General features: G+C 64.0%; 13 protein-coding genes. 9 read left to right on the top strand and 4 right to left on the bottom strand.

Features of this window, described 5'->3' with window-relative positions; all coding sequences use genetic code 11:
* Positions 1 to 2: 2 nt before the first annotated feature.
* The 7 genes from aroK to ACVWY1_RS15080 all read left to right on the top strand — a co-directional run bounded on the left by aroK (position 3) and on the right by ACVWY1_RS15080 (position 11,476).
* Positions 3 to 521 carry a shikimate kinase AroK gene (gene aroK / locus ACVWY1_RS15110; protein ID WP_038706967.1) on the top strand — a complete coding sequence of 173 codons (519 nt, stop codon included), beginning with the start codon at positions 3 to 5 and terminating at the stop codon, positions 519 to 521.
* Positions 522 to 616: 95 nt separating this feature from the next.
* Entirely contained in the window at positions 617 to 1,714 is a 1,098-nt protein-coding gene (gene aroB / locus ACVWY1_RS15105) for a 3-dehydroquinate synthase (protein WP_457378457.1), read from the top strand.
* A gap of 15 nt (positions 1,715 to 1,729) precedes the next feature.
* Entirely contained in the window at positions 1,730 to 3,355 is a 1,626-nt protein-coding gene (locus ACVWY1_RS15100; protein WP_457378456.1) for an AAA family ATPase, read from the top strand.
* A 375-nt stretch (positions 3,356 to 3,730) separates the two neighbouring features.
* On the top strand, positions 3,731 to 8,176 hold the full coding sequence (gene gltB, locus ACVWY1_RS15095; protein ID WP_277502234.1) for a glutamate synthase large subunit: 4,446 nt from the start codon (positions 3,731 to 3,733) through the stop codon (positions 8,174 to 8,176).
* 123 nt (positions 8,177 to 8,299) lie between these two features.
* Positions 8,300 to 9,718 carry an FAD-dependent oxidoreductase gene (locus ACVWY1_RS15090; RefSeq protein WP_046853848.1) on the top strand — a complete coding sequence of 473 codons (1,419 nt, stop codon included), beginning with the start codon at positions 8,300 to 8,302 and terminating at the stop codon, positions 9,716 to 9,718.
* 230 nt (positions 9,719 to 9,948) lie between these two features.
* On the top strand, positions 9,949 to 11,013 hold the full coding sequence (hemE, locus tag ACVWY1_RS15085) for a uroporphyrinogen decarboxylase (RefSeq protein ID WP_139674130.1): 1,065 nt from the start codon (positions 9,949 to 9,951) through the stop codon (positions 11,011 to 11,013).
* A gap of 115 nt (positions 11,014 to 11,128) precedes the next feature.
* The gene (locus ACVWY1_RS15080; RefSeq protein WP_457378455.1) at positions 11,129 to 11,476 is read left to right on the top strand and encodes a YgiW/YdeI family stress tolerance OB fold protein; all 348 of its coding nucleotides are present in this window, start codon (positions 11,129 to 11,131) and stop codon (positions 11,474 to 11,476) included.
* A 100-nt stretch (positions 11,477 to 11,576) separates the two neighbouring features.
* Here the strand turns inward: ACVWY1_RS15080 and ACVWY1_RS15075 are convergent, their stop codons facing one another.
* Entirely contained in the window at positions 11,577 to 12,818 is a 1,242-nt protein-coding gene (locus tag ACVWY1_RS15075) for an MFS transporter (protein ID WP_431196982.1), read from the bottom strand.
* Between the two features lie 113 nt (positions 12,819 to 12,931).
* On the opposite strand from ACVWY1_RS15075, the gene ACVWY1_RS15070 reads away from it, so the two are divergent.
* Both ACVWY1_RS15070 and ACVWY1_RS15065 read left to right on the top strand, forming a co-directional pair.
* Positions 12,932 to 13,837, top strand: a complete 906-nt coding sequence (locus ACVWY1_RS15070) for a LysR family transcriptional regulator (RefSeq protein WP_277502233.1) — start codon at positions 12,932 to 12,934, stop codon at positions 13,835 to 13,837.
* A 52-nt stretch (positions 13,838 to 13,889) separates the two neighbouring features.
* The gene (locus ACVWY1_RS15065; RefSeq protein ID WP_094011035.1) at positions 13,890 to 14,663 is read left to right on the top strand and encodes a ParA family protein; all 774 of its coding nucleotides are present in this window, start codon (positions 13,890 to 13,892) and stop codon (positions 14,661 to 14,663) included.
* Here the strand turns inward: ACVWY1_RS15065 and trxC are convergent.
* The 3 genes from trxC to mscK all read right to left on the bottom strand — a co-directional run bounded on the left by trxC (position 14,660) and on the right by mscK (position 20,155).
* Complete coding sequence (trxC, locus tag ACVWY1_RS15060) at positions 14,660 to 15,094, bottom strand: thioredoxin TrxC (RefSeq protein ID WP_102681765.1); 435 nt, start codon at positions 15,092 to 15,094, stop codon at positions 14,660 to 14,662. The two genes, ACVWY1_RS15065 and trxC, sit on opposite strands and share 4 nt — an antisense overlap.
* A gap of 129 nt (positions 15,095 to 15,223) precedes the next feature.
* The gene (selO, locus tag ACVWY1_RS15055) at positions 15,224 to 16,684 is read right to left on the bottom strand and encodes a protein adenylyltransferase SelO (protein WP_277502232.1); all 1,461 of its coding nucleotides are present in this window, start codon (positions 16,682 to 16,684) and stop codon (positions 15,224 to 15,226) included.
* A 165-nt stretch (positions 16,685 to 16,849) separates the two neighbouring features.
* Entirely contained in the window at positions 16,850 to 20,155 is a 3,306-nt protein-coding gene (mscK, locus tag ACVWY1_RS15050) for a mechanosensitive channel MscK (protein WP_139674116.1), read from the bottom strand.
* Positions 20,156 to 20,163 lie beyond the last annotated feature (8 nt).

Genomic DNA, 20,163 nt, shown 5'->3' with positions numbered 1-20,163 from the left:
CTGTGCGAAATTTGATACTTGTAGGGCCCATGGGCGCTGGAAAAAGCACCATCGGGCGCCTGTTGGCCAAAGAGCTGCGCCTGCTGTTCAAGGATTCCGACAAGGAAATCGAGCTGCGAACCGGCGCCAACATACCGTGGATCTTCGACAAGGAAGGCGAGCCGGGCTTTCGCGACCGCGAGCAGGCGATGATCGCCGAACTCTGCGCGCTTGATGGTGTGGTTCTGGCGACCGGTGGCGGCGCAGTGATGCGCGACGCCAACCGTGCCGCGCTGCATGCCGGTGGCCGGGTGATCTACCTGCATGCCTCGGTGGAGCAGCAAGTGGGGCGCACCTCCCGTGACCGCAACCGACCGCTGTTGCGCACCGCCAATCCGGAAGCCACCTTGCGTGCCCTGCTTGAAACACGCGACCCGCTCTATCGCGAGATTGCCGACCTGGTGGTGGAAACCGACGAACGGCCACCGCGCATGGTCGTGCTCGACATTCTCGAGCGTCTGCAGAAGTTGCCGCCCCGCTGAGCGGGGTCTATCCTCGGCGACCAACGCCGAGACGGGGTTGAACGTCACCGCGTGGGGCCACAGCGCCACCGCGCCCAAGTACATTGTGGGGATACATGCAGACACTTAAGGTCGACCTGGGCGAGCGTAGCTACCCGATCTACATTGGCGAAGGCCTGCTTGACCAGCCCGAGCTGCTGGCGCCGCATATTGCCGGCCGGCAGGTCGCCATCGTCTCCAACGCGACCGTCGCGCCCCTGTACCTCGAACGCCTGAGCAAGACCCTGGGTGCCTACTCGGTGCTGCCAGTGGTGTTGCCCGACGGCGAGGCCCACAAGAACTGGGAAACCCTGCAACTGATCTTCGATGCCCTGCTGACCGCGCGTCATGACCGGCGCACCACCGTGGTCGCCCTCGGTGGCGGGGTGATCGGTGACATGGCCGGCTTTGCCGCGGCCTGCTACCAGCGTGGGGTCGACTTCATCCAGGTGCCCACCACGCTGCTGTCCCAGGTGGACTCCTCGGTGGGCGGCAAGACCGGCATCAACCACCCGCTGGGCAAGAACATGGTCGGTGCCTTCTACCAGCCCAACGCAGTGCTGATCGACACTACCAGCCTGAAAACCTTGCCTGCGCGTGAGTTGTCCGCCGGTCTCGCCGAAGTCATCAAGTACGGCCTGATCTGCGACAAGCCATTCCTCGCCTGGCTCGAGGACAATATGCAGGCGCTACGTGCCCTGGACTCCGTCGCCCTGACCGAGGCCATCCGTCGCTCCTGCGCGGCCAAGGCCGCCGTGGTTGGTGCTGATGAGCGCGAATCGGGCGTGCGTGCCACGCTCAACCTTGGCCACACCTTCGGCCATGCCATCGAAACACACATGGGTTATGGCGTCTGGCTGCACGGCGAAGCCGTGGCGGCCGGCACGGTCATGGCCCTGGAAATGTCCATGCGCCTGGGCTGGATCGACCAGCCGGCGCGTGATCGCGGAATTCGCCTGCTGCAGGACGCAGGATTGCCGGTGGTGCCACCACAGGAAATGACCCCGGCGCATTTCATGGAGCACATGGCGGTCGACAAGAAAGTGCTCGACGGGCGCCTGCGCCTGGTGCTGCTGCGCCAGCTGGGCGAGGCCGTCGTCACCGACGACTATTCGACAGAGATTCTTCAGGCCACGCTGGCGGCGGATTACCGCGCGATCGTGGCCCAGCTTTGAGGTTGTGACAACGCAATGACCAGTCTGCATGCCGATGAGGCGTTTCTCGATCATTACCAGCTGAGCCACGATCCGTTCGCACCACGGGTGCCCGGTTTCAAGTTCTTTCCCGCCCAGCGCAAGCCAGTGCTTGGCCAGCTGCACCACCTGGCGCGTTACAGCCAGTTGATGCTGGCGGTCACCGGCCCTGTGGGCAGCGGCAAGACTTTGCTGCGCCAGGCGCTGGTGGCCAGCACCAACAAGCAGTCGGTGCAAAGCGTGGTGGTATCCGCCCGTGGCGCCAGCGACGCGGCCAGCGTGCTCGGCCAGGTGGCGCAGTCGCTGGGCGTGGCGCAGCCGGAAGTGCAGGCGATCCTGTCGCAGGTGGTGCAACTGGCGCTGACCGGCCAGGAAGTCTATCTGCTGGTGGACGATGCGGAACAACTTGACGAGTCGGCACTCCAAGCGTTGCTGGAGTTGGCGGCAGGCGTAGCTGAAGGGCGCCCGCACGTGTTCCTGTTCGGCGAGCCTTCGCTGATCGCCGGGTTGGATGAGCTCAATGCCGATGGCGAGCGATTCCACGTCATTGAACTGGCCCCGTACAGCGAGGAAGAAACCCGCGAGTACCTGGAGCAGCGCCTGGAGGGTGCTGGCCGGGGCATCGAGGTGTTCACCGCCGAGCAGATCGTCGACATCCACGAAAACTCCGACGGTTGGCCTGGGAACATCAACCAGGTCGCCCGCGATACCTTGATCGAAGCCATGATCGCCAGCCGTACCACGGTCAAGCGACCATCCATGGGGTTCAAAATGCCTAAGAAACACGTGCTCGCGTTGTCCGCAGTGGTCGTGGTCGCCGTTGGCGCTGCGGTCCTGATGCCCAAGAAAGGCGACAAGGCCCCAGCCGACGCGCCCCCCGCTGCCCAGGCCCAATTGCCCCTGGGCCAGGGCGGCAACGGCGGCGCGCCCGCCATCGAGTTCTCCGGCTCCTCGCAGCCGATGCCGTTGCCGCTGGTCGGTCAGTCGCAGCCGGTGATGCGCGAACCGCTGGCCCAGGCCGCTGGCATGGGTGAAGGTGAAGACGGCGGGCCGGCCGACAACACTGCGCTGCAGCCAGCCACGCCATCGGCTGCCGTGCCGCCGACCGTGACCACCATCGCGCCGCCGCAAGGTGCCACCGCCAGTCCTGCGCCGGCCCCGGCCCAGCCGGTGACCAGCGCCCCGGTACAGCCGGTTGCGCCTGCGACAAAACCTGTAGCAACCCAACCGGCAAAACCGGTTGCACCTGCCAAGCCAGCCCCGGCCCCGACCCAGGTCGCGAGCGCCAAGCCTGCAGCCAAACCCGTCGAGAAACCGGCTGCCGGCGGCGCCGGCAACAGCAGCTGGTACGCGGGCCAGAAGCCCGGCAATTATGTGGTACAGATCTTCGGCACCAGTTCCGAGGCGTCGGCGCAGTCGTTCGTCAAGGCGCAGGGTGGCGACTATCGCTACTTCAGGAAAAACCTGCAGGGCAAGCCGCTGTACGTGGTGACCTACGGCAACTTCGCCAGCCGCGACGCCGCCGCTGCGGCAATCAAGAACTTGCCAGCCAAGGTCCAGGCTGGTAAACCTTGGCCACGTACCGTGGGCAGCGTCCAACAAGAGCTGGCCACGGCCCGCTGATACCTTCCGGGCGGCATCACCCCGCCGCCCAGTTGCTGAGCGACTTTCTAGCTTTCAACTAGCCTGCTGCGCCTGAGCGCGGCAGGCTTTTCTGTCCCAGACTGCCGGCCACAAGCCCTTTCTTGCAGTCATGGCTGAAACGCTTCAGACTCCAGTCAAGCCGCTATCACGGTGTACGACTTAAAAACATTCAAAATTGCGACATAAATTTTCAATTGTGAGACATGAAAATTTGTGGGCGTCGCTGTCGCTGTGCAACAATGGTTTTCCATGGCCACCGCAAAAAAGCTGGCATTTGATCGGCGTGGATGGTAAGTGGTTGTTAAAAAAGAGATTTGCCTCCGGTTGAGAGGTGAACCTGGTGAGAAAGTGTCTATGAAAACAGGTCTGTACCATCCCGAAGAATTCAAGGACAACTGTGGTTTCGGCCTGATCGCCCATATGACGGGCGAGCCGAGTCACCACCTTCTGCAAACCGCCATGCAGGCGCTGACCTGCATGACCCACCGCGGCGGCATCAACGCCGACGGCAAGACCGGCGACGGTTGCGGTCTGCTCATGCAGAAGCCCGATCAATTCCTGCGCGCCGTGGCCCAGGAGCACTTCGCCGTCGAGCTGCCCAGGCAGTACGCCGTCGGCATGGTGTTCTTCAACCAGGACCCGGTCAAAGCCGAAGCCGCCCGCGCCAACATGGATCGCGAGATCGTTAACGCCGGCCTCAAGCTGGTGGGTTGGCGCAAGGTGCCGATCGATACGAGCGTCCTTGGCCGCCTGGCCCTGGAGCGCCTGCCGCAGATCGAACAGGTGTTCATCGGCGGCGAAGGCCTGAGCGATCAGGAATTCGCCATCAAGCTGTTCAGTGCCCGTCGCCGTTCGTCCGTGGCCAACGCCCATGACGCCGACCACTACATCTGCAGCTTCTCGCACAAGACCATCATCTACAAAGGCCTGATGATGCCGCGCGATCTCGCGGCGTTTTATCCGGACCTCGGTGACGAGCGCCTGCAGACCGCAATCTGCGTGTTCCACCAGCGCTTCTCCACCAACACCTTGCCGAAGTGGCCGCTGGCGCAGCCTTTCCGCTTCCTCGCCCACAACGGCGAGATCAACACCATCACCGGCAACCGCAACTGGGCCATGGCCCGGCGCACCAAGTTCGCCAACGACCTGATCCCTGACCTCGAAGAGCTCGGCCCGCTGGTCAACCGCGTCGGTTCCGACTCATCCAGCATGGACAACATGCTCGAGCTGATGGTCACTGGTGGCATCGACCTGTTCCGCGGGGTGCGCATGCTGGTACCGCCAGCCTGGCAGAACGTAGAGACCATGGACGCCGACCTGCGCGCCTTCTACGAATACAACTCCATGCACATGGAGCCGTGGGATGGCCCGGCCGGTATCGTCATGACCGAAGGCCGCCACGCGGTGTGCCTGCTCGACCGCAACGGCCTGCGCCCGGCGCGTTGGGTGACCACCACCAACGGCTACATCACCATCGCCTCGGAAATCGGCGTATGGGGTTATCAGCCTGAGGAAGTCCTGGCCAAGGGCCGTGTCGGCCCAGGCCAGATCCTGGCTGTCGATACCGAGACCGGTCAGATCCTCGACACCGACGCCATCGACAACCGCCTGAAGTCGCGCCATCCGTACAAGCGCTGGTTGCGCCAGCACGCCACGCGCATCCAGGCGACGCTGAGCGACGACCAGGGCGTGGCCAGCTACGACGCTGACCAGCTCAAGCAGTACATGAAAATGTTCCAGGTCACCTTCGAGGAGCGTGACCAGGTGCTGCGCCCTCTGGGTGAGCAGGGCCAGGAAGCGGTCGGCTCGATGGGTGACGACACACCGATGGCCGTGCTGTCCCAGCGTGTGCGTTCGCCGTACGATTTCTTCCGTCAGCAGTTCGCCCAGGTGACCAACCCACCGATCGACCCGCTGCGCGAAGCGATCGTGATGTCCCTGGAAATCTGCCTGGGCGCCGAGCGCAACATCTTCCAGGAGTCCCCCGAGCATGCCTCGCGGGTGATCCTCAGCTCGCCGGTCATCTCGCCCGCCAAGTGGCGTTCGCTGATGAACCTGGAGCGCGAAGGTTTCGACCGCCAGCTGATCGACCTCAACTATGAGCAAAGCCTCGGCCTTGAAGCGGCCATCCGCAATATCGCCGACCAGGCCGAAGAAGCGGTGCGCGGCGGCAAGACCCAGCTGGTGCTCAGCGACCGCTACATTGCCCCGGGCAAACTGCCGGTACACGCCTCGCTGGCCGTCGGTGCGGTGCACCACCGCCTGACCGAACAGGGCTTGCGCTGCGACAGCAATATCCTGGTCGAGACCGCCACTGCCCGCGACCCGCACCACTTCGCTGTGCTGCTGGGCTTCGGTGCCTCGGCCGTCTACCCGTACCTGGCCTACGAAGTGCTGGCCGACCTGATCCGCACCGGCGAAGTGCTGGGTGATCTGGACGAGGTATTCAAGTACTACCGCAAGGGCATCTCCAAGGGCCTGCTGAAGATCCTGTCGAAGATGGGTATCTCCACCATCACCTCGTACCGTGGCGCGCAGCTGTTCGAAGCCATCGGCCTGTCCGAGGAAGTGGTTGGCCTGAGCTTCAAGGGCGTGTCGAGCCGCATCAAGGGTGCGCGTTTCGAAGACCTGGAGAGCGACCAGAAGCTGCTCGCCGCCGAAGCCTGGAGCGCGCGCAAGCCGATCCAGCAGGGTGGGCTGCTCAAGTTCGTCCATGGTGGCGAATACCATGCCTACAACCCGGACGTGGTCAACACCCTGCAGGCCGCCGTGCAACAGGGCGACTACGCCAAGTTCAAGGAATACACCACGTTGGTCGACCAGCGTCCGGTGTCGATGATCCGCGACCTGCTGAAAGTGAAAGTGGCCGACCAGGCCCTGCCATTGGATGAAATCGAGCCGCTGGACGCGATCCTCAAGCGCTTCGACTCCGCCGGCATCTCGCTGGGTGCGCTGTCGCCAGAGGCGCACGAAGCCTTGGCTGAGGCGATGAACCGCCTGGGCGCGCGTTCCAACTCCGGCGAGGGTGGTGAAGACCCGGCCCGCTACGGCACCATCAAAAGCTCGAAGATCAAGCAGGTGGCCACCGGCCGCTTTGGTGTGACCCCGGAATACCTGGTCAATGCCGAAGTGCTGCAGATCAAGGTCGCCCAGGGCGCCAAACCCGGCGAGGGCGGCCAACTGCCAGGTGGCAAGGTCAACGGCCTGATCGCCAGGCTGCGCTACGCCGTACCGGGCGTGACCCTGATTTCGCCACCGCCGCACCACGACATCTACTCGATCGAAGACTTGGCCCAGCTGATCTACGACCTCAAGCAGGTCAACCCTAAGGCGCTGGTCTCGGTCAAGCTGGTTGCCGAAGCCGGTGTGGGCACCATCGCCGCCGGCGTGGCCAAGGCCTATGCCGACCTGATCACCATTTCCGGCTACGACGGCGGCACCGGCGCTTCGCCGCTGACCTCGATCAAGTACGCCGGCGCCCCGTGGGAACTGGGCCTGGCTGAAACCCACCAGACCCTGCGCGGCAACGACCTGCGCGGCAAGGTGCGGGTGCAGACAGACGGCGGCCTGAAAACCGGCCTCGACGTGATCAAGGCTGCGATCCTCGGCGCCGAGAGCTTCGGCTTCGGCACCGCGCCGATGATCGCCCTGGGCTGCAAGTACCTGCGCATCTGCCACCTGAACAACTGCGCCACCGGCGTGGCCACCCAGAACGACAAACTGCGCAAGGACCACTACATCGGCACTGTCGACATGGTGATCAACTTCTTCACCTTCGTCGCCGAAGAGACCCGTGAGTGGCTGGCCAAGCTGGGCGTGCGCAGCCTGGGCGAGCTGATCGGCCGTACCGACCTGCTCGATGTGCTGCCGGGCGACACCGAGCGCCAGGGCCACCTCGACCTGTCGCCGCTGCTGGGCAGCTCGCACATCCCGGCCGACAAGCCGCAGTTCTGCCAAGTGGACAAGAACCCGCCGTTCGACCAGGGCGAACTGGCCGAGAAGATGGTCGCCATGGCCCTGCCGGCGATCCGCGACATGGCTGGTGGCGAATTCGCCATGGACATCTGCAACTGCGACCGTTCCATCGGTGCGCGCATCTCTGGCGAAATCGCCAGGCTGCACGGCAACCAGGGCATGGCCGCGGCGCCGATCACCTTCCGCTTCAAGGGCACCGCGGGCCAGAGCTTCGGCGTGTGGAACGCTGGTGGTTTGAACCTGCACCTGGAAGGCGACGCCAACGACTACGTCGGCAAGGGCATGACCGGGGGCAAAGTGACCATCGTCCCACCGGCCGGCAGCCCGTTCGAAACCCAGCACAGCGCCATCGTCGGCAACACCTGCCTGTATGGCGCCACCGGCGGCAAGCTGTTCGCCGCAGGCACCGCGGGCGAGCGCTTCGCTGTACGTAACTCCGGCGCCCACGCTGTGGTCGAGGGCACCGGCGATCACTGCTGTGAATACATGACCGGCGGCTTTGTCTGCGTCCTGGGCAAGACCGGTTACAACTTCGGTTCTGGCATGACTGGCGGCTTCGCCTACGTGCTCGACATGGACAACAGCTTCTTCGACAAACTCAACCACGAGCTGGTGGAAATCCAGCGTATCAGTGGTGAGGCGATGGAAGCCTACCGCAGCCACCTGGCGCGGGTCCTGGGCGAGTATGTGGAGGAGACCGGCAGCGAGTGGGGGCGTGAGCTCTCGGAGAACCTGGACGACTACGTGCGGCGCTTCTGGCTGGTCAAGCCGAAGGCGGCCAACCTCAAGCACCTGTTGTCCAGCACCCGTGCCAACCCGCAGTAAGAACAGCTGCAAGTGGCAAGCCTCAAGCTGCAAGTAAATGCGCTTCGAGGTTTGCCCGGCTTAAGTGATCGTCTTGCGGCTTGCAGCTTGTAGCTTGCAGCTGCTGTTAAGAGGTTTTGAAAAATGGCTGAACGTCTGAGCAACGACTTCCAGTTCATCGAAGTGGGGCGCAAAGACCCCAAGAAGAAGCTGCTGCGCCAGCGCAAGAAGGAGTTCGTCGAGATCTACGAACCCTTCAAGCCGCAGCAGTCCGTGGAGCAGGCGCACCGCTGCCTGGGCTGCGGCAACCCGTATTGCGAGTGGAAATGCCCGGTGCACAACTTCATCCCCAACTGGTTGAAGCTGGTTTCCGAGGGCAACATCCTGGCGGCAGCCGAGCTGTCGCACCAGACCAACACCCTGCCGGAAGTCTGTGGCCGTGTGTGCCCGCAGGACCGCCTGTGCGAGGGTGCCTGCACCTTGAACGACGGCTTCGGCGCGGTCACCATCGGTTCGGTGGAGAAGTACATCACCGACACCGCGTTCGCCATGGGCTGGCGCCCGGACATGTCCAAGGTCAAGCCGACCGGCAAGCGTGTCGCCATCATCGGCGCCGGCCCGGCCGGCCTGGGCTGTGCCGACGTGCTGGTACGTGCCGGCGTAACCCCGGTGGTATTCGACCGCAACCCCGAGATTGGTGGCCTGCTGACTTTCGGCATCCCCGAGTTCAAGCTGGAAAAGACCGTGCTGAGCAATCGCCGCGAAGTCTTCACCGGCATGGGCATCGAGTTCCGCCTGAACACCGAGGTGGGCCGCGACATCACCATGGAGCAACTGCTCGCCGAGTACGACGCGGTGTTCATGGGCATGGGCACCTACACCTACATGAAGGGCGGCTTCCCCGGCGAGGACTTGCCGGGCGTGCACGACGCGCTGGATTTCCTGATCGCCAACGTCAACCGCAACCTCGGTTTCGAGAAGTCGCCGGAAGACTTCGTCGACATGCAGGGCAAGAAGGTCGTGGTGCTTGGCGGTGGTGACACCGCTATGGACTGCAACCGTACCTCAATCCGCCAGGGCGCCAAGTCGGTGACCTGTGCCTATCGCCGTGACGAGGCCAACATGCCGGGTTCGCGCAAAGAGGTGAAGAACGCCAAGGAAGAGGGCGTGAAGTTCCTCTACAACCGCCAGCCCATCGCCATCGTCGGCGAGGACAAGGTCGAGGGCGTGAAGGTGGTCGAGACCCGTCTCGGCGAGCCGGATGCCCGTGGTCGCCGCAGCCCCGAGCCGATCCCGGGCTCCGAGGAGATCCTGCCGGCCGACGCCGTGGTGATCGCCTTCGGCTTCCGCCCTAGCCCGGCGCCGTGGTTCGAGCAGTTCGGTATCCAGATGGACAGCCAGGGCCGCGTGGTGGCTCCGGAGAAGGGCAAGTTCAAGCACCAGACCAGCAACCCGAAAGTGTTTGCCGGTGGTGACATGGTGCGGGGTTCGGATCTGGTGGTGACGGCGATCTTCGAAGGGCGTACCGCAGCCGAAGGCATTCTGGATTACCTCGAAGTCTGATGTTGCCTGAACCGGCCTCATCGCCGGCAAGCCGGCTCCCACAAAGGCAGTGCCTTACCCTGTGGGAGCCGGCTTGCCGGCGATGAGGCCATCAGATGCAACCCCAGGACCTCGTTTTGTATACAAAAATGCTTGATCCATGGCACCTGATAGACAAAACGCATGGCCATGGCCGTGCCTTTTGCGTCCGCGTCTGAGAAAATGCCCGCACTTTTTTTCCGGATGCCGACATGACTGCCCTGAAGAACGATCGTTTCCTGCGTGCACTGCTCAAGCAACCCGTAGACGTCACCCCGGTATGGATGATGCGCCAGGCCGGCCGCTACCTCCCGGAGTATCGCGCCAGCCGCGCCAAGGCCGGTGACTTCATGAGCCTGTGCATGAACCCGCAGTTCGCCTGCGAGGTCACCCTGCAGCCGCTGGACCGCTACCCGCTGGACGCGGCGATCCTGTTCTCGGACATCCTCACCATCCCCGACGCCATGGGCCAGGGCCTGTACTTCGAGACCGGCGAAGGCCCGCGCTTCAAGAAAGTCATCAGCAGCCTGGCCGACATCGAAGCGTTGCCGATCCCCGACCCGCAGCAGGACCTGGGCTACGTGATGGACGCGGTCAGCACCATCCGCCGCGAGCTCAACGGCCGCGTCCCGCTGATCGGCTTCTCCGGCAGCCCGTGGACCCTCGCCACCTACATGGTGGAAGGTGGTTCGTCCAAGGACTTCCGCAAGATCAAGGCCATGGCCTATGACAACCCGCAGGCCCTGCACCTGCTGCTGGACAAGCTGGCGCAGTCGGTCACCAGCTACCTCAACGGGCAGATCCAGGCGGGCGCCCAGGCGGTGCAGATCTTCGATACCTGGGGTGGCAACCTGTCGGCGGCGGCCTACCAGGAATTCTCCCTGGCCTACATGCGCAAGATCGTCAGCGGCCTGATCCGCGAGCACGAAGGGCGCAAGGTGCCCGTGATCCTGTTCACCAAGAACGGCGGCCTGTGGCTGGAAAGCATCGCCGATGCAGGTGCTGACGCGCTGGGCCTGGACTGGACCTGCGAGATCGGCGATGCCCGCCGCCGCGTCGGGGACAAGGTCGCGTTGCAGGGCAACATGGACCCGACCGTGCTGTACGCCAACCCCGAGGCGATTCGCAAGGAAGTGGCGCGCATCCTGGCCAGCTACGGCAAGGGCAGCGGCCACGTGTTCAACCTGGGTCATGGCATCACCCCGGAAGTCGACCCGGAGCACGCCGGCGTATTCATCAACGCCGTGCACGAGCTTTCGGCGCAGTACCACCAGTAACCGGTGTGCAACGCAAAAAGCCCGGCCAAGTGCCGGGCTTTTTGTTGTATTAAGTTTCAATTCAGCGATCGTCGGTAATCTGGTGCCATCAAAACGCAAACAGGACCCGATCACCATGAAAGCCCATTACCTGCCCCTGATTCTCGCCCCACTGTTCAGCACCGCCGCCCTGGCCGCCGGCTACACAGGCCCCGGTGCCCAGTCCGTGACCACGGTGGCTGCCGCCAACGATGCCGCCGACGACACCCCGGTGGTACTGCAAGGCTACGTGACCAAGAAGATCAACAACGACGACAAGTACGAGTTCAAGGACAACACCGGCACCATCACCGTCGAGATCGACGACGAAGACCTGCCAGCGACCCCGTTCAACGACAAGACCAAGGTCAAGCTGACCGGCGAGGTGGAAAAGCACCTGATGAGCCGTGAGGTGGATGTGGATATCGTCGAGATCATCAACTGATCCAAGGACCTCATCGCCGGCAAGCCGGCTCCCAAAAGGTTGTGGGAGCCGGCTTGTCGTGGCGACGAACCGCGGCGATTGGGCTGCAAAGCAGCCCCACTCAGGCAGTCTTCGGTGCCAACCTGCTCAAATGCAACGCCACCAGCAACGCCACCGCCAACAGGCTGCCGATGAACAGCCCGATACCGTTCCAGCCCCACTGGTGCCAGAACACCCCGCCCGCCGTCCCGGCGACACTCGACCCCGCGTAATAGCTGAACAGGTACAGCGAAGAAGCTTGCCCCTTGGCCCTCAGCGCTCGGCGGCCGATCCAGCTGCTGGCCACCGAATGCGCGCCAAAGAAGCCGAAGGTGAACACCAGCATGCCGAGAATGATCATGGCCAGCGGGTTGGCCAATGTCATGAGCAGGCCGCCGGCCATGACCACGATACTGGCCCAGAACACCTTGCGCCGCCCGAGCTTGTCGGCCAGCGCGCCGACCTGCGCAGAGCTGTAGATCCCCGACAGGTACACCACCGACAGCAGGCCGACCAGCGCCTGGTTCATATGGTAGGGGCCGGCGAGCAAGCGATAGCCAATGTAGTTGAACAAGGTGACGAAGGCGCCCATCAGCAGGAAGGCCTCGAGGAACAGCCAGGGCAGCCCGGCATCCTTGAAGTGCATGACGAAACCGTCCAGCAGGCTGCGGGGTTTCAATGATTGAGCCCGGAAGTTGCGCGATTCGGGCAGCACCTTCCAGAACACCACGGCCGCCACAAGGGCCAGGCCGCCGATCACCAGCATCGCCGTGTGCCAGCTGACGAAGTCGATCAGTACGCCGGTGATCAGCCGCCCGCTCATGCCGCCGATGGCATTGCCGCCGATATACAGCCCCATGGCCAGGCCAATGTGCTGCGGGTGGATCTCTTCGCTCAGGTAGGTCATCGCCACCGCGGCCAGGCCGCTCAGCGACAAGCCCACCAGTGCCCGCGTGGCCAGCACTAGCTCCCAGCTCGGCATCACCGCGCTGGCCAGGGTCGCCAAAGCCGCGCACAGCAAGGCGAAGACCATCACCGGCTTGCGCCCGATACGGTCGGAAATGGGGCCGGTGATCAGCAGGCCGATGGCGAGCATGGCGGTGGACACCGACAGCACCAGGCTGCTCTGCGCGGCGTTGATGGCGAACTCCTGCGACAGCAGCGGCATCATGGGCTGCACGCAGTACAGCAGGGCGAAGGTGGCAAAGCCGCCGCTGAACAGCGCCAGCACGGTCTTCATGAAGGCGGGTGTGCCTTTCTCGATCCAGATGTCGTTGACGACAGGGTCGGGCTCGATGGGCAGGGGGGCGACGGCGGATCTCACAGGAGCGGTACCTCGGGGCGTTGCGATGGAAAAATCATATAGCTGGCTAATGATTAGATCCAATATATTGTTCGACCTGTTTAAGACGTTTAACGACCTGTTCGGAGCCGACCATGGAGCTGCGTCACCTGCGTTATTTCATCGCTGTGGCCGAAGAGCTGCACTTCGGCCGCGCGGCCCAGCAACTGGGCATCTCGCAACCGCCGCTGAGCCAGCAGATCCAGGCCCTGGAACAGGAGCTGGGCGCACGACTGTTCGAGCGCACCAACCGTCGGGTCGAGCTCAGCGAGGCCGGGCGGTTGTTCCTCGAAGAGGCCCGGCAAGTCCTGGCCCAGGTGGAAAAGGCCGCCGACGTGGCCCGGCGTGCGCAATTGGGCGAGTTGGGCGAGATGAAGATCGGCTTCACCTCGTCGGCGCCTTTCACCTCGCGGATTCCCCAGGCTATTCACGCCTTTCGCCAGCGTTTCCCCTCGGTGCATCTGAATCTGGAAGAAATGAGCAGCCGTGAAGTGGTGGAGGCGGTGTTCGACGAGTCCATCGAAGTAGGCCTGATGCGGCCGATGCCTCTGCCGGACGGGATCGTTTGTACCGAACTGTTCCGCGAACCCCTGGTGGCCGTGCTCAACGCATCGCACCCGCTGGCCAGCGGCAGCGAGCAGGGGCTGTACATGCAGGCCCTGGCCCACGAGCCCTTCGTGTTCTTTCCGCGCAGCTATGGCAGCGGCTTGCATGCCCAATTGCTGAGCCTGGCGCGCCAGGCGGGTTTCAGCCCACATTTTGCCCAGGAGGCCGGGGAGGCGATGACTATCATCGGCCTGGTCTCGGCGGGGCTGGGTGTGTCAGTGCTGCCAGCGTCGTTCCAGCGCATGCGCATCGAGGGTGTGGTGTATCGCACACTGCTCGACGAGCAGGCCATGACCGCCGTGTGGCTGGTGCGCCGCGAAGCGTCTGGCTCGGCCATGGCCAATGCCTTCGTCGCGTTGCTGGCCGGGCTTGAGCAGCCCGAAGGTGCTGGCTAAACCGCCGCGCTGGCCACATACTCGGGCATTCGTTGATACACGGAGGTCTGACATGCGGCGCGTGGTGTTCAATCAGAAAGGTGGCGTGGGCAAGTCGAGCATTGCCTGCAATCTAGCGGCGGTCAGTGCCAGTGAAGGCTACCGGACCTTGCTGATCGACCTTGATGCCCAGGCCAACTCGACCCAGTACCTCACCGGCCTGACCGGCGACGACATTCCCATGGGTATCGCCGACTTTTTCAAGCAGTCGCTGTCCAGCGGGCCGTTCGCCAAGAAGAACAAGGTCGATATCTACGAAACCCCTTTCGACAACCTCCACGTGGTGACTGCCACCCCCGAGCTGGCCGACCTGCAGCCCAAGCTCGAGGCCAAGCACAAGATCAACAAGCTGCGCAAACTGCTCGATGAGCTGGACGAGGATTACGAGCGGATCTATATCGATACCCCTCCAGCACTCAACTTTTACGCGGTTTCCGCATTGATCGCGGCCGATCGCGTGCTGATCCCCTTCGACTGCGACAGCTTCTCGCGCCAGGCCCTGTATGGCCTGCTGGCCGAGATCGATGAGCTCAAGGAAGACCACAACGACGACCTGATGGTCGAGGGTATCGTGGTCAACCAATTCCAGTCCCGCGCCAGCCTGCCCCAGCAGATGCTCGACGAACTGCTGGCCGAGGGCCTGCCGGTGCTACCGGTTTACCTCGGCAGTTCGGTGAAGATGCGTGAGTCGCACCACGCCAGCCTGCCGCTGATCCACCTGGAGCCACGGCACAAGCTGACCCAGCAGTTCGTCGAGCTGCATGATCTGCTGGAGCGTAGCGCCTAGATACCTTGGCTGCGCAGCCACTCCAGCAATGACTGGAGTGGAAACGCGCCGGCCTGGCGGGTCACTTCGCGGCCGTTCCTGAACAGGATCAGGCTGGGGATCGAGCGGATACCCAACTGGCCAGCCAGGTTGCGGTTTGCCTCGCTGTCGAGCTTGGCCAGGCGGCAGCGGCCCGACAGCTGGCGCGCGGCTTGTTCGAAGGTCGGGGCGAAGCTCTTGCACGGGCCGCACCAGTCGGCCCAGACATCCAGCAGCAGCGGCAGGTCGCCTTTGATCTGGGCGGCGTAGTTGCCTTCGGTCAGCTCGAACGAGGTGCTCAGCAGCACGTTTTGTTTGCAGCGGCCGCATTTCGGGGTGTCGCCCAGGCGCTCGGCGGGGATGCGGTTGAGGCCGTTGCAGTGGGGGCAGGGGATTACCAGCGGATTGGACATTGGGGTCTCCAGTCGAAAGATGCGTCGGCGAACCGCAGCTCCCACAGGGTTGGCGCGCTCATTGTGGGAGCCGGCTTGCCGGCGATTGAGGGGGAAGCCGTCGCAGAGTTTCACGCGCAGGAATGGAAATCAGGACGAACAGCTGATCTCCAGGTGCTTGCCCCACTCCGGCGGTCGCCCGGCATACGCTTGCATCCCGGGCTGTTCCTCGAACGGTTTGCTCAGCACCTGATGCAGCCGACGCACTTCACTGTAGTCAGCGGCCTCTGCCGCTTCGATAGCCTTCTGCGCCAGATAATTGCGCAGTATGTACAGCGGGTTGACCGCATGCATCCGCTCACGGCGACCTTCGGCATTACCCGGCTCACGCTCGCAGCGTGCCAGGTAGTCCGCACCCCAGGCATCGAAACCGGCCAGGTCGACGAAATCGTCGCGCACCATTTGCAGGGCCTCGGCCACCGGTTGCTCGCCCAGGCGGCGGAAGAACAGCGTGTAGTCCACACCGCCGCTCTGCATGCGTTGCAGCAGGCGTTCGACCAGGGCCATGTCGTCGTCCTCGGCGGTGGTCAGGCCCAGGCGGCGGCGCATCAGGTCCAGATAGTGGGCCTGGTACAGCGGCAGGAACAGCGCCAGCGTCTCCTTCAGCGGCTCGACCTCGATCACTGTGGTCAGGGCCTGGGCCAGGGCGCTGAGGTTCCAATGGGCGATTGGCACTTGGTTGGCGTAGCTGTAGCGGCCGCGGTCGTCGGAGTGGTTGCAGATGAAGTTGGCGTCGAAGTCGTCGAGGAAGGCGTAGGGGCCGAAGTCGAAGGTGATGCCGAGGATCGACATGTTGTCGGTGTTCATCACCCCGTGACAGAAGCCGTAGGCCTGCCAGCGAGCGATCAGCTCGGCATTGCGCTCGACAATGGTGCGGAACATGGCCAGGTAGGGCTGCTCGGCGCTGCGGCATTCGGGATAGTGCTGCTCCAGCACATGGTCGATGAGCACACGCTGCTGCTCGGGCTGTTTCGTGTAGTAGAAATACTCGAAATGGCCGAAGCGCACATGGCTCTGTGCCAGGCGCAGCAGCATCGCGGCGCTTTCGCGGGTTTCCCGCCACACTGCGGTGCTCGAGCCGATCACGCACAGCGCCCGGCTGCTGGGGATGCCCAGGGCGCTCAGGGCTTCGGAGGCAAGGAACTCGCGAATCGACGAGCGCAGTACGGCACGGCCATCACCCATGCGTGAGTAGGGCGTCTGGCCGGCGCCCTTGAGGTGCAGGTCCCAGTGTTCGCCGGCCTCGTTGAGGATCTCGCCCAGCAGCAGGCCACGGCCATCCCCCAGGCGCGGGTTGTAGGAGCCGAACTGGTGGCCGGAATAGACCATCGCGCGCGGGTCTGCTTCTTCCCAGAGCTTGTGGCCGCTGAACAGCTCGGCGAACACCGGCAGTTCGGCCTGGGCGGGGTCTAGGTCGAGCAGGGCCATCGCCGATTTGCTGGCAACGACAAGGCGTGGGTCGGCGATCGGGTCGGGCAGGACCTGGGTGGAGAAGGCATCGCCGAGTTGGGCGAAGCGGTTGTCGAAGGTGAGTTGGTCGAGGGACTTCACGGGGCCTGCTCCTGAATTCGGTACCATTGGGGCCGCTGTGCGGCCCTTTCGCCGGCGAGCCGGCTCCCACAGGGCAAGGCATGCCATCTTGTGGGAGCCGGCTTGCCGGCGATCGAGGGCAAAGCCCTCGCCTGCATTCTGGAGGGCATGCCTGTCGCAGTCCACTCAGCTCGGCGGCGTGCTGTCCGGTTTGCTGTCCATCGGGATCAACTGCTGCTTGCCGTTCTTTGCGTCCATGAGGAACACCTCCACCTGGCGCACCGAGATCTTGATGTTGTGCGCCTTGAACTCACGGTTGATATAGCGGTTGAGCTCGTCCAGCGTCGGGTTGCGGTCGCCGAGGTCGCGCACGTGCATGCGCAGCTCGTGGTCCAGCGAGCTTTCGCCGAAGTTGAGGAAGTACACCAGCGGCTCCGGGTCCTTGAGCACCCGCGGGTTTTCGTGGGCGCCCTTGAGCAGCAGGTCGCGCACCAGGTCCAGGTCCGAGCCGTAGTCGATGCCCAGCTTCAGCGTCACCCGAGTGACGGTGTCGGTCAGCGACCAGTTGATCAGCTGGCCGGTGATGAAGGTCTTGTTGGGGACGATGATGTCCTTGCGGTCGAAGTCGGTAATGGTGGTGGCGCGGATGCGGATCTTGCTCACCGTGCCGGACAGGTTGCCGATGGTGATGGTGTCGCCGATGCGCACCGGGCGTTCGAACAGGATCATGATGCCGGAGATGAAGTTGGCGAAGATCTCCTGCATGCCGAAGCCCAGGCCCAGTGACAATGCCGCCACCAGCCACTGCAGCTTGTCCCAACTGACTCCGAGGGTGGCCAGGGTGCTGACGATACCTACCCCGGCGATTACATAGGACAACAGCGTGGTAATAGCGTATGCGCTGCCCTGGGCCAGGTTCAGTCGTGACAGCACCAGCACTTCGAGCAGGCCTGGCAGGTTGCTGGCCAGGGCCACGGCGATACCGGCGATGACCATGGCGCCGAGCAGGTCGCCGAGGCTGATCGGTACCATGCTGGCAGCTGCGCCGGTGCCGCTGCTGTACTCGTACAGGGTGATGTTGTTGAGGTAGGCGAACACGGTGATCAGGTCCGCCCAGACCCAGTACAACCCGCCGATGAAACCGCCCAGCAGGGCCAGGCGAATCAGGCGCAGCGACTGCTGGTTGACCTGCTCGATGTCCAGGGTCGGCTCCTCGACCACCACCTCGCCATCCAGCCCTTCCTTGGCGGCCTGGCGTTTGCTCAGGGCGCGCTGGTAGGCCAGGCGCCGCGCCGCCACCGACAGGCCACGCACGAACGCGGCCTCGATCACCAGCCAGAACAGCAGCAGGTAGAGCGTGTAGATCAGCCGGTCGGTGAGCTTGAGGGCGGTGTAGTAGTAGCCGAAGCACACCGCCACGAACAGGGCGATGGGCAGGGCGGTGAAGGCCACCCCGACCGCTTTGCGGAACAGCGAGGTGTTCTGGTGCGCGGGGCTGCTCAGCAGCAGTCGGCTGAGCAGCCAGGCCATCAGCGCATAGCAAGTCAGCACCACGCCGATGCCCAGCACGTCGTCGGCCAATGCCGAGGGCTGGTGTTCGGCCACCGCCACCACGCCCACCAGTGCCAGTACCACGGTACCGAGGCGACGTACCCAACCCCGCAGGAACTCGACCTGGGGCTTGTGCCAGCGGAAGTGAATTTCGGCGACGCCGCCCGGGGCAAGGATGCGGTAGGCGGTGTAGAACACCAGCCAGGCCTGGGCGATCTGCCACAACGCGGCGCCAAGGTTGGCGTTCTGTCCGCGGGCATCAAGCTGCAGGGCGTAGCTACCGAGAGTAAGCGCCAGGGCCACCGGCAGTGCCAGCAGGATGTTGATCAGGATCGCCTGGGGCGTGTGCCACTGGCTGTCGCGCTTGAAGTGGCCGATGTCCTGGTGGACCTTGCCCAGGCGCCGGTACAGGGCCTTGCGCCGCCACAGCAGGGCGCCGATCACCAGGATCAGCGGCAGGAACAGCAGTGGCTGCTGCACCAGGCCGTCGCCCAGCTCCTTGATACCCGCGCCCCAGGGCAGGCTGGCCACCTGGTAGGCCAGGCCCTCGGGCACTTGGCGCAGCCACTGCCAGTCCAGCGGCTTGTTGCTGGGGATCCAGAACATCTGCTCTTCCAGCGTGGTGCGCAGGTTCTGGGCAGTGCTCAGCAGTTGTTTCTGGTTCAGTTGCAGGGTGATGCATTCGTTGAGCAGCGCCGACAGCTCGCGGTTCAACCGCTCGAGCAGGTCGCCGCGGGTGATCGCCACTTCCAGCAGGGCCTTGCGCAGCTGCGGGGTGACGTCTTCCTCGGGCTGGCTGGCCAGCAGCTTGTCCACGTAAGCGGACGGGCTGCTCATCTGTTCGCGTTCCTGGTTGATCTCGAACTGGTACAGGCGGATATCGGCGATCTGGTCGGCCAGGTTGCGGTCGAGCTTCAGGTGCGGCAGGGCCTGCTTCTGCTTGTACAGGATCTTCGACAGCAGCAAGCTGCCCTTGAGTACGTTGATCTGCTCGTCGAGGGCCTGGTCGGCCTGGGTGAGGCTGTCGAGCTGCTGCTTGGTGCGCAGGTTCTGCTGGGTCACCTCGTTGAGGCGGTCGGTGCTGCGCAGCAGGTAATCGGACAACTGCAGGTTGGCGGTGCTCTCGGTGGCCAGCAGGTTGCTGCCGCCGGCCTTCTGCGCCTCGATCGACTGGCGGGTGACGGCCTGTTGCGACTGCGCCAGGCGCTTTTCGTTGATCAACGTCTGCAGGTCCTGGATTTCCTGTTCCAGCCTTGTGGCGCGTTCGATCAGCAGGTCGTGGCGGGCGTTGCCCAGGTCCTGCAGCACGCTGTTGCCGGCCAGTTCCTGGCGGCGCAGCAGGGTCAGGGCGTTGAGCGAGGCCAGCTCGGCGTTGAGCTGGTTGCGCTGGTCGGCATTGATCGACTTGCCGTTGTCCTTGCCGCTCTTGAGGCTGTTGTTGATCTGCTGGGCACGCATCTGGTTGCCGCTGATCTCGGCCTGGGCGCGCTCCGGGCGGGTCTGGGAGTTGATGATCAGGCTGTTGGCTTCGGACAGCGCCTTCTGCAGGTCGCCCTGCTGAGTGCTGCGCTCGCTGAGCATTTGTTCGAGCTGCGGCACCGTCAGGCTGGCGTAGCGCTGCGCCACCGGCACGACGCTGGAGGCTTTGAGCTTGATCAGTTCGCGCTGGCTGTCGCGGATCTCCTGGGGGGCATTGGCCAACTGCTGCTTGAGGGCTTCGAGCTTCTTTTCGCTGTCGTCGCGGGCGTTGAGCAGCGCCAGTGTCTGCTCCAGCACCTGCTGCACGGCTTTCTGCTCGGTTTCCGGCAGTTTGCGCTCGGCGATCTTGCTCAGGCTGCTCTGGATGCCCGGAGTGGTCGGGATTTCCACCGCGCCAGCGGCGAACGAGAGGGTCAGGCACAGCCCCAGCAGGGCTGCGCGGCAATGGTCACGCAGGGACATAGGCAGAG

The sequence above is a fragment of the Pseudomonas sp. TE6288 genome (genome assembly GCF_054062095.1).
This window is presented reverse-complemented; position numbering and strand designations above follow the sequence as displayed.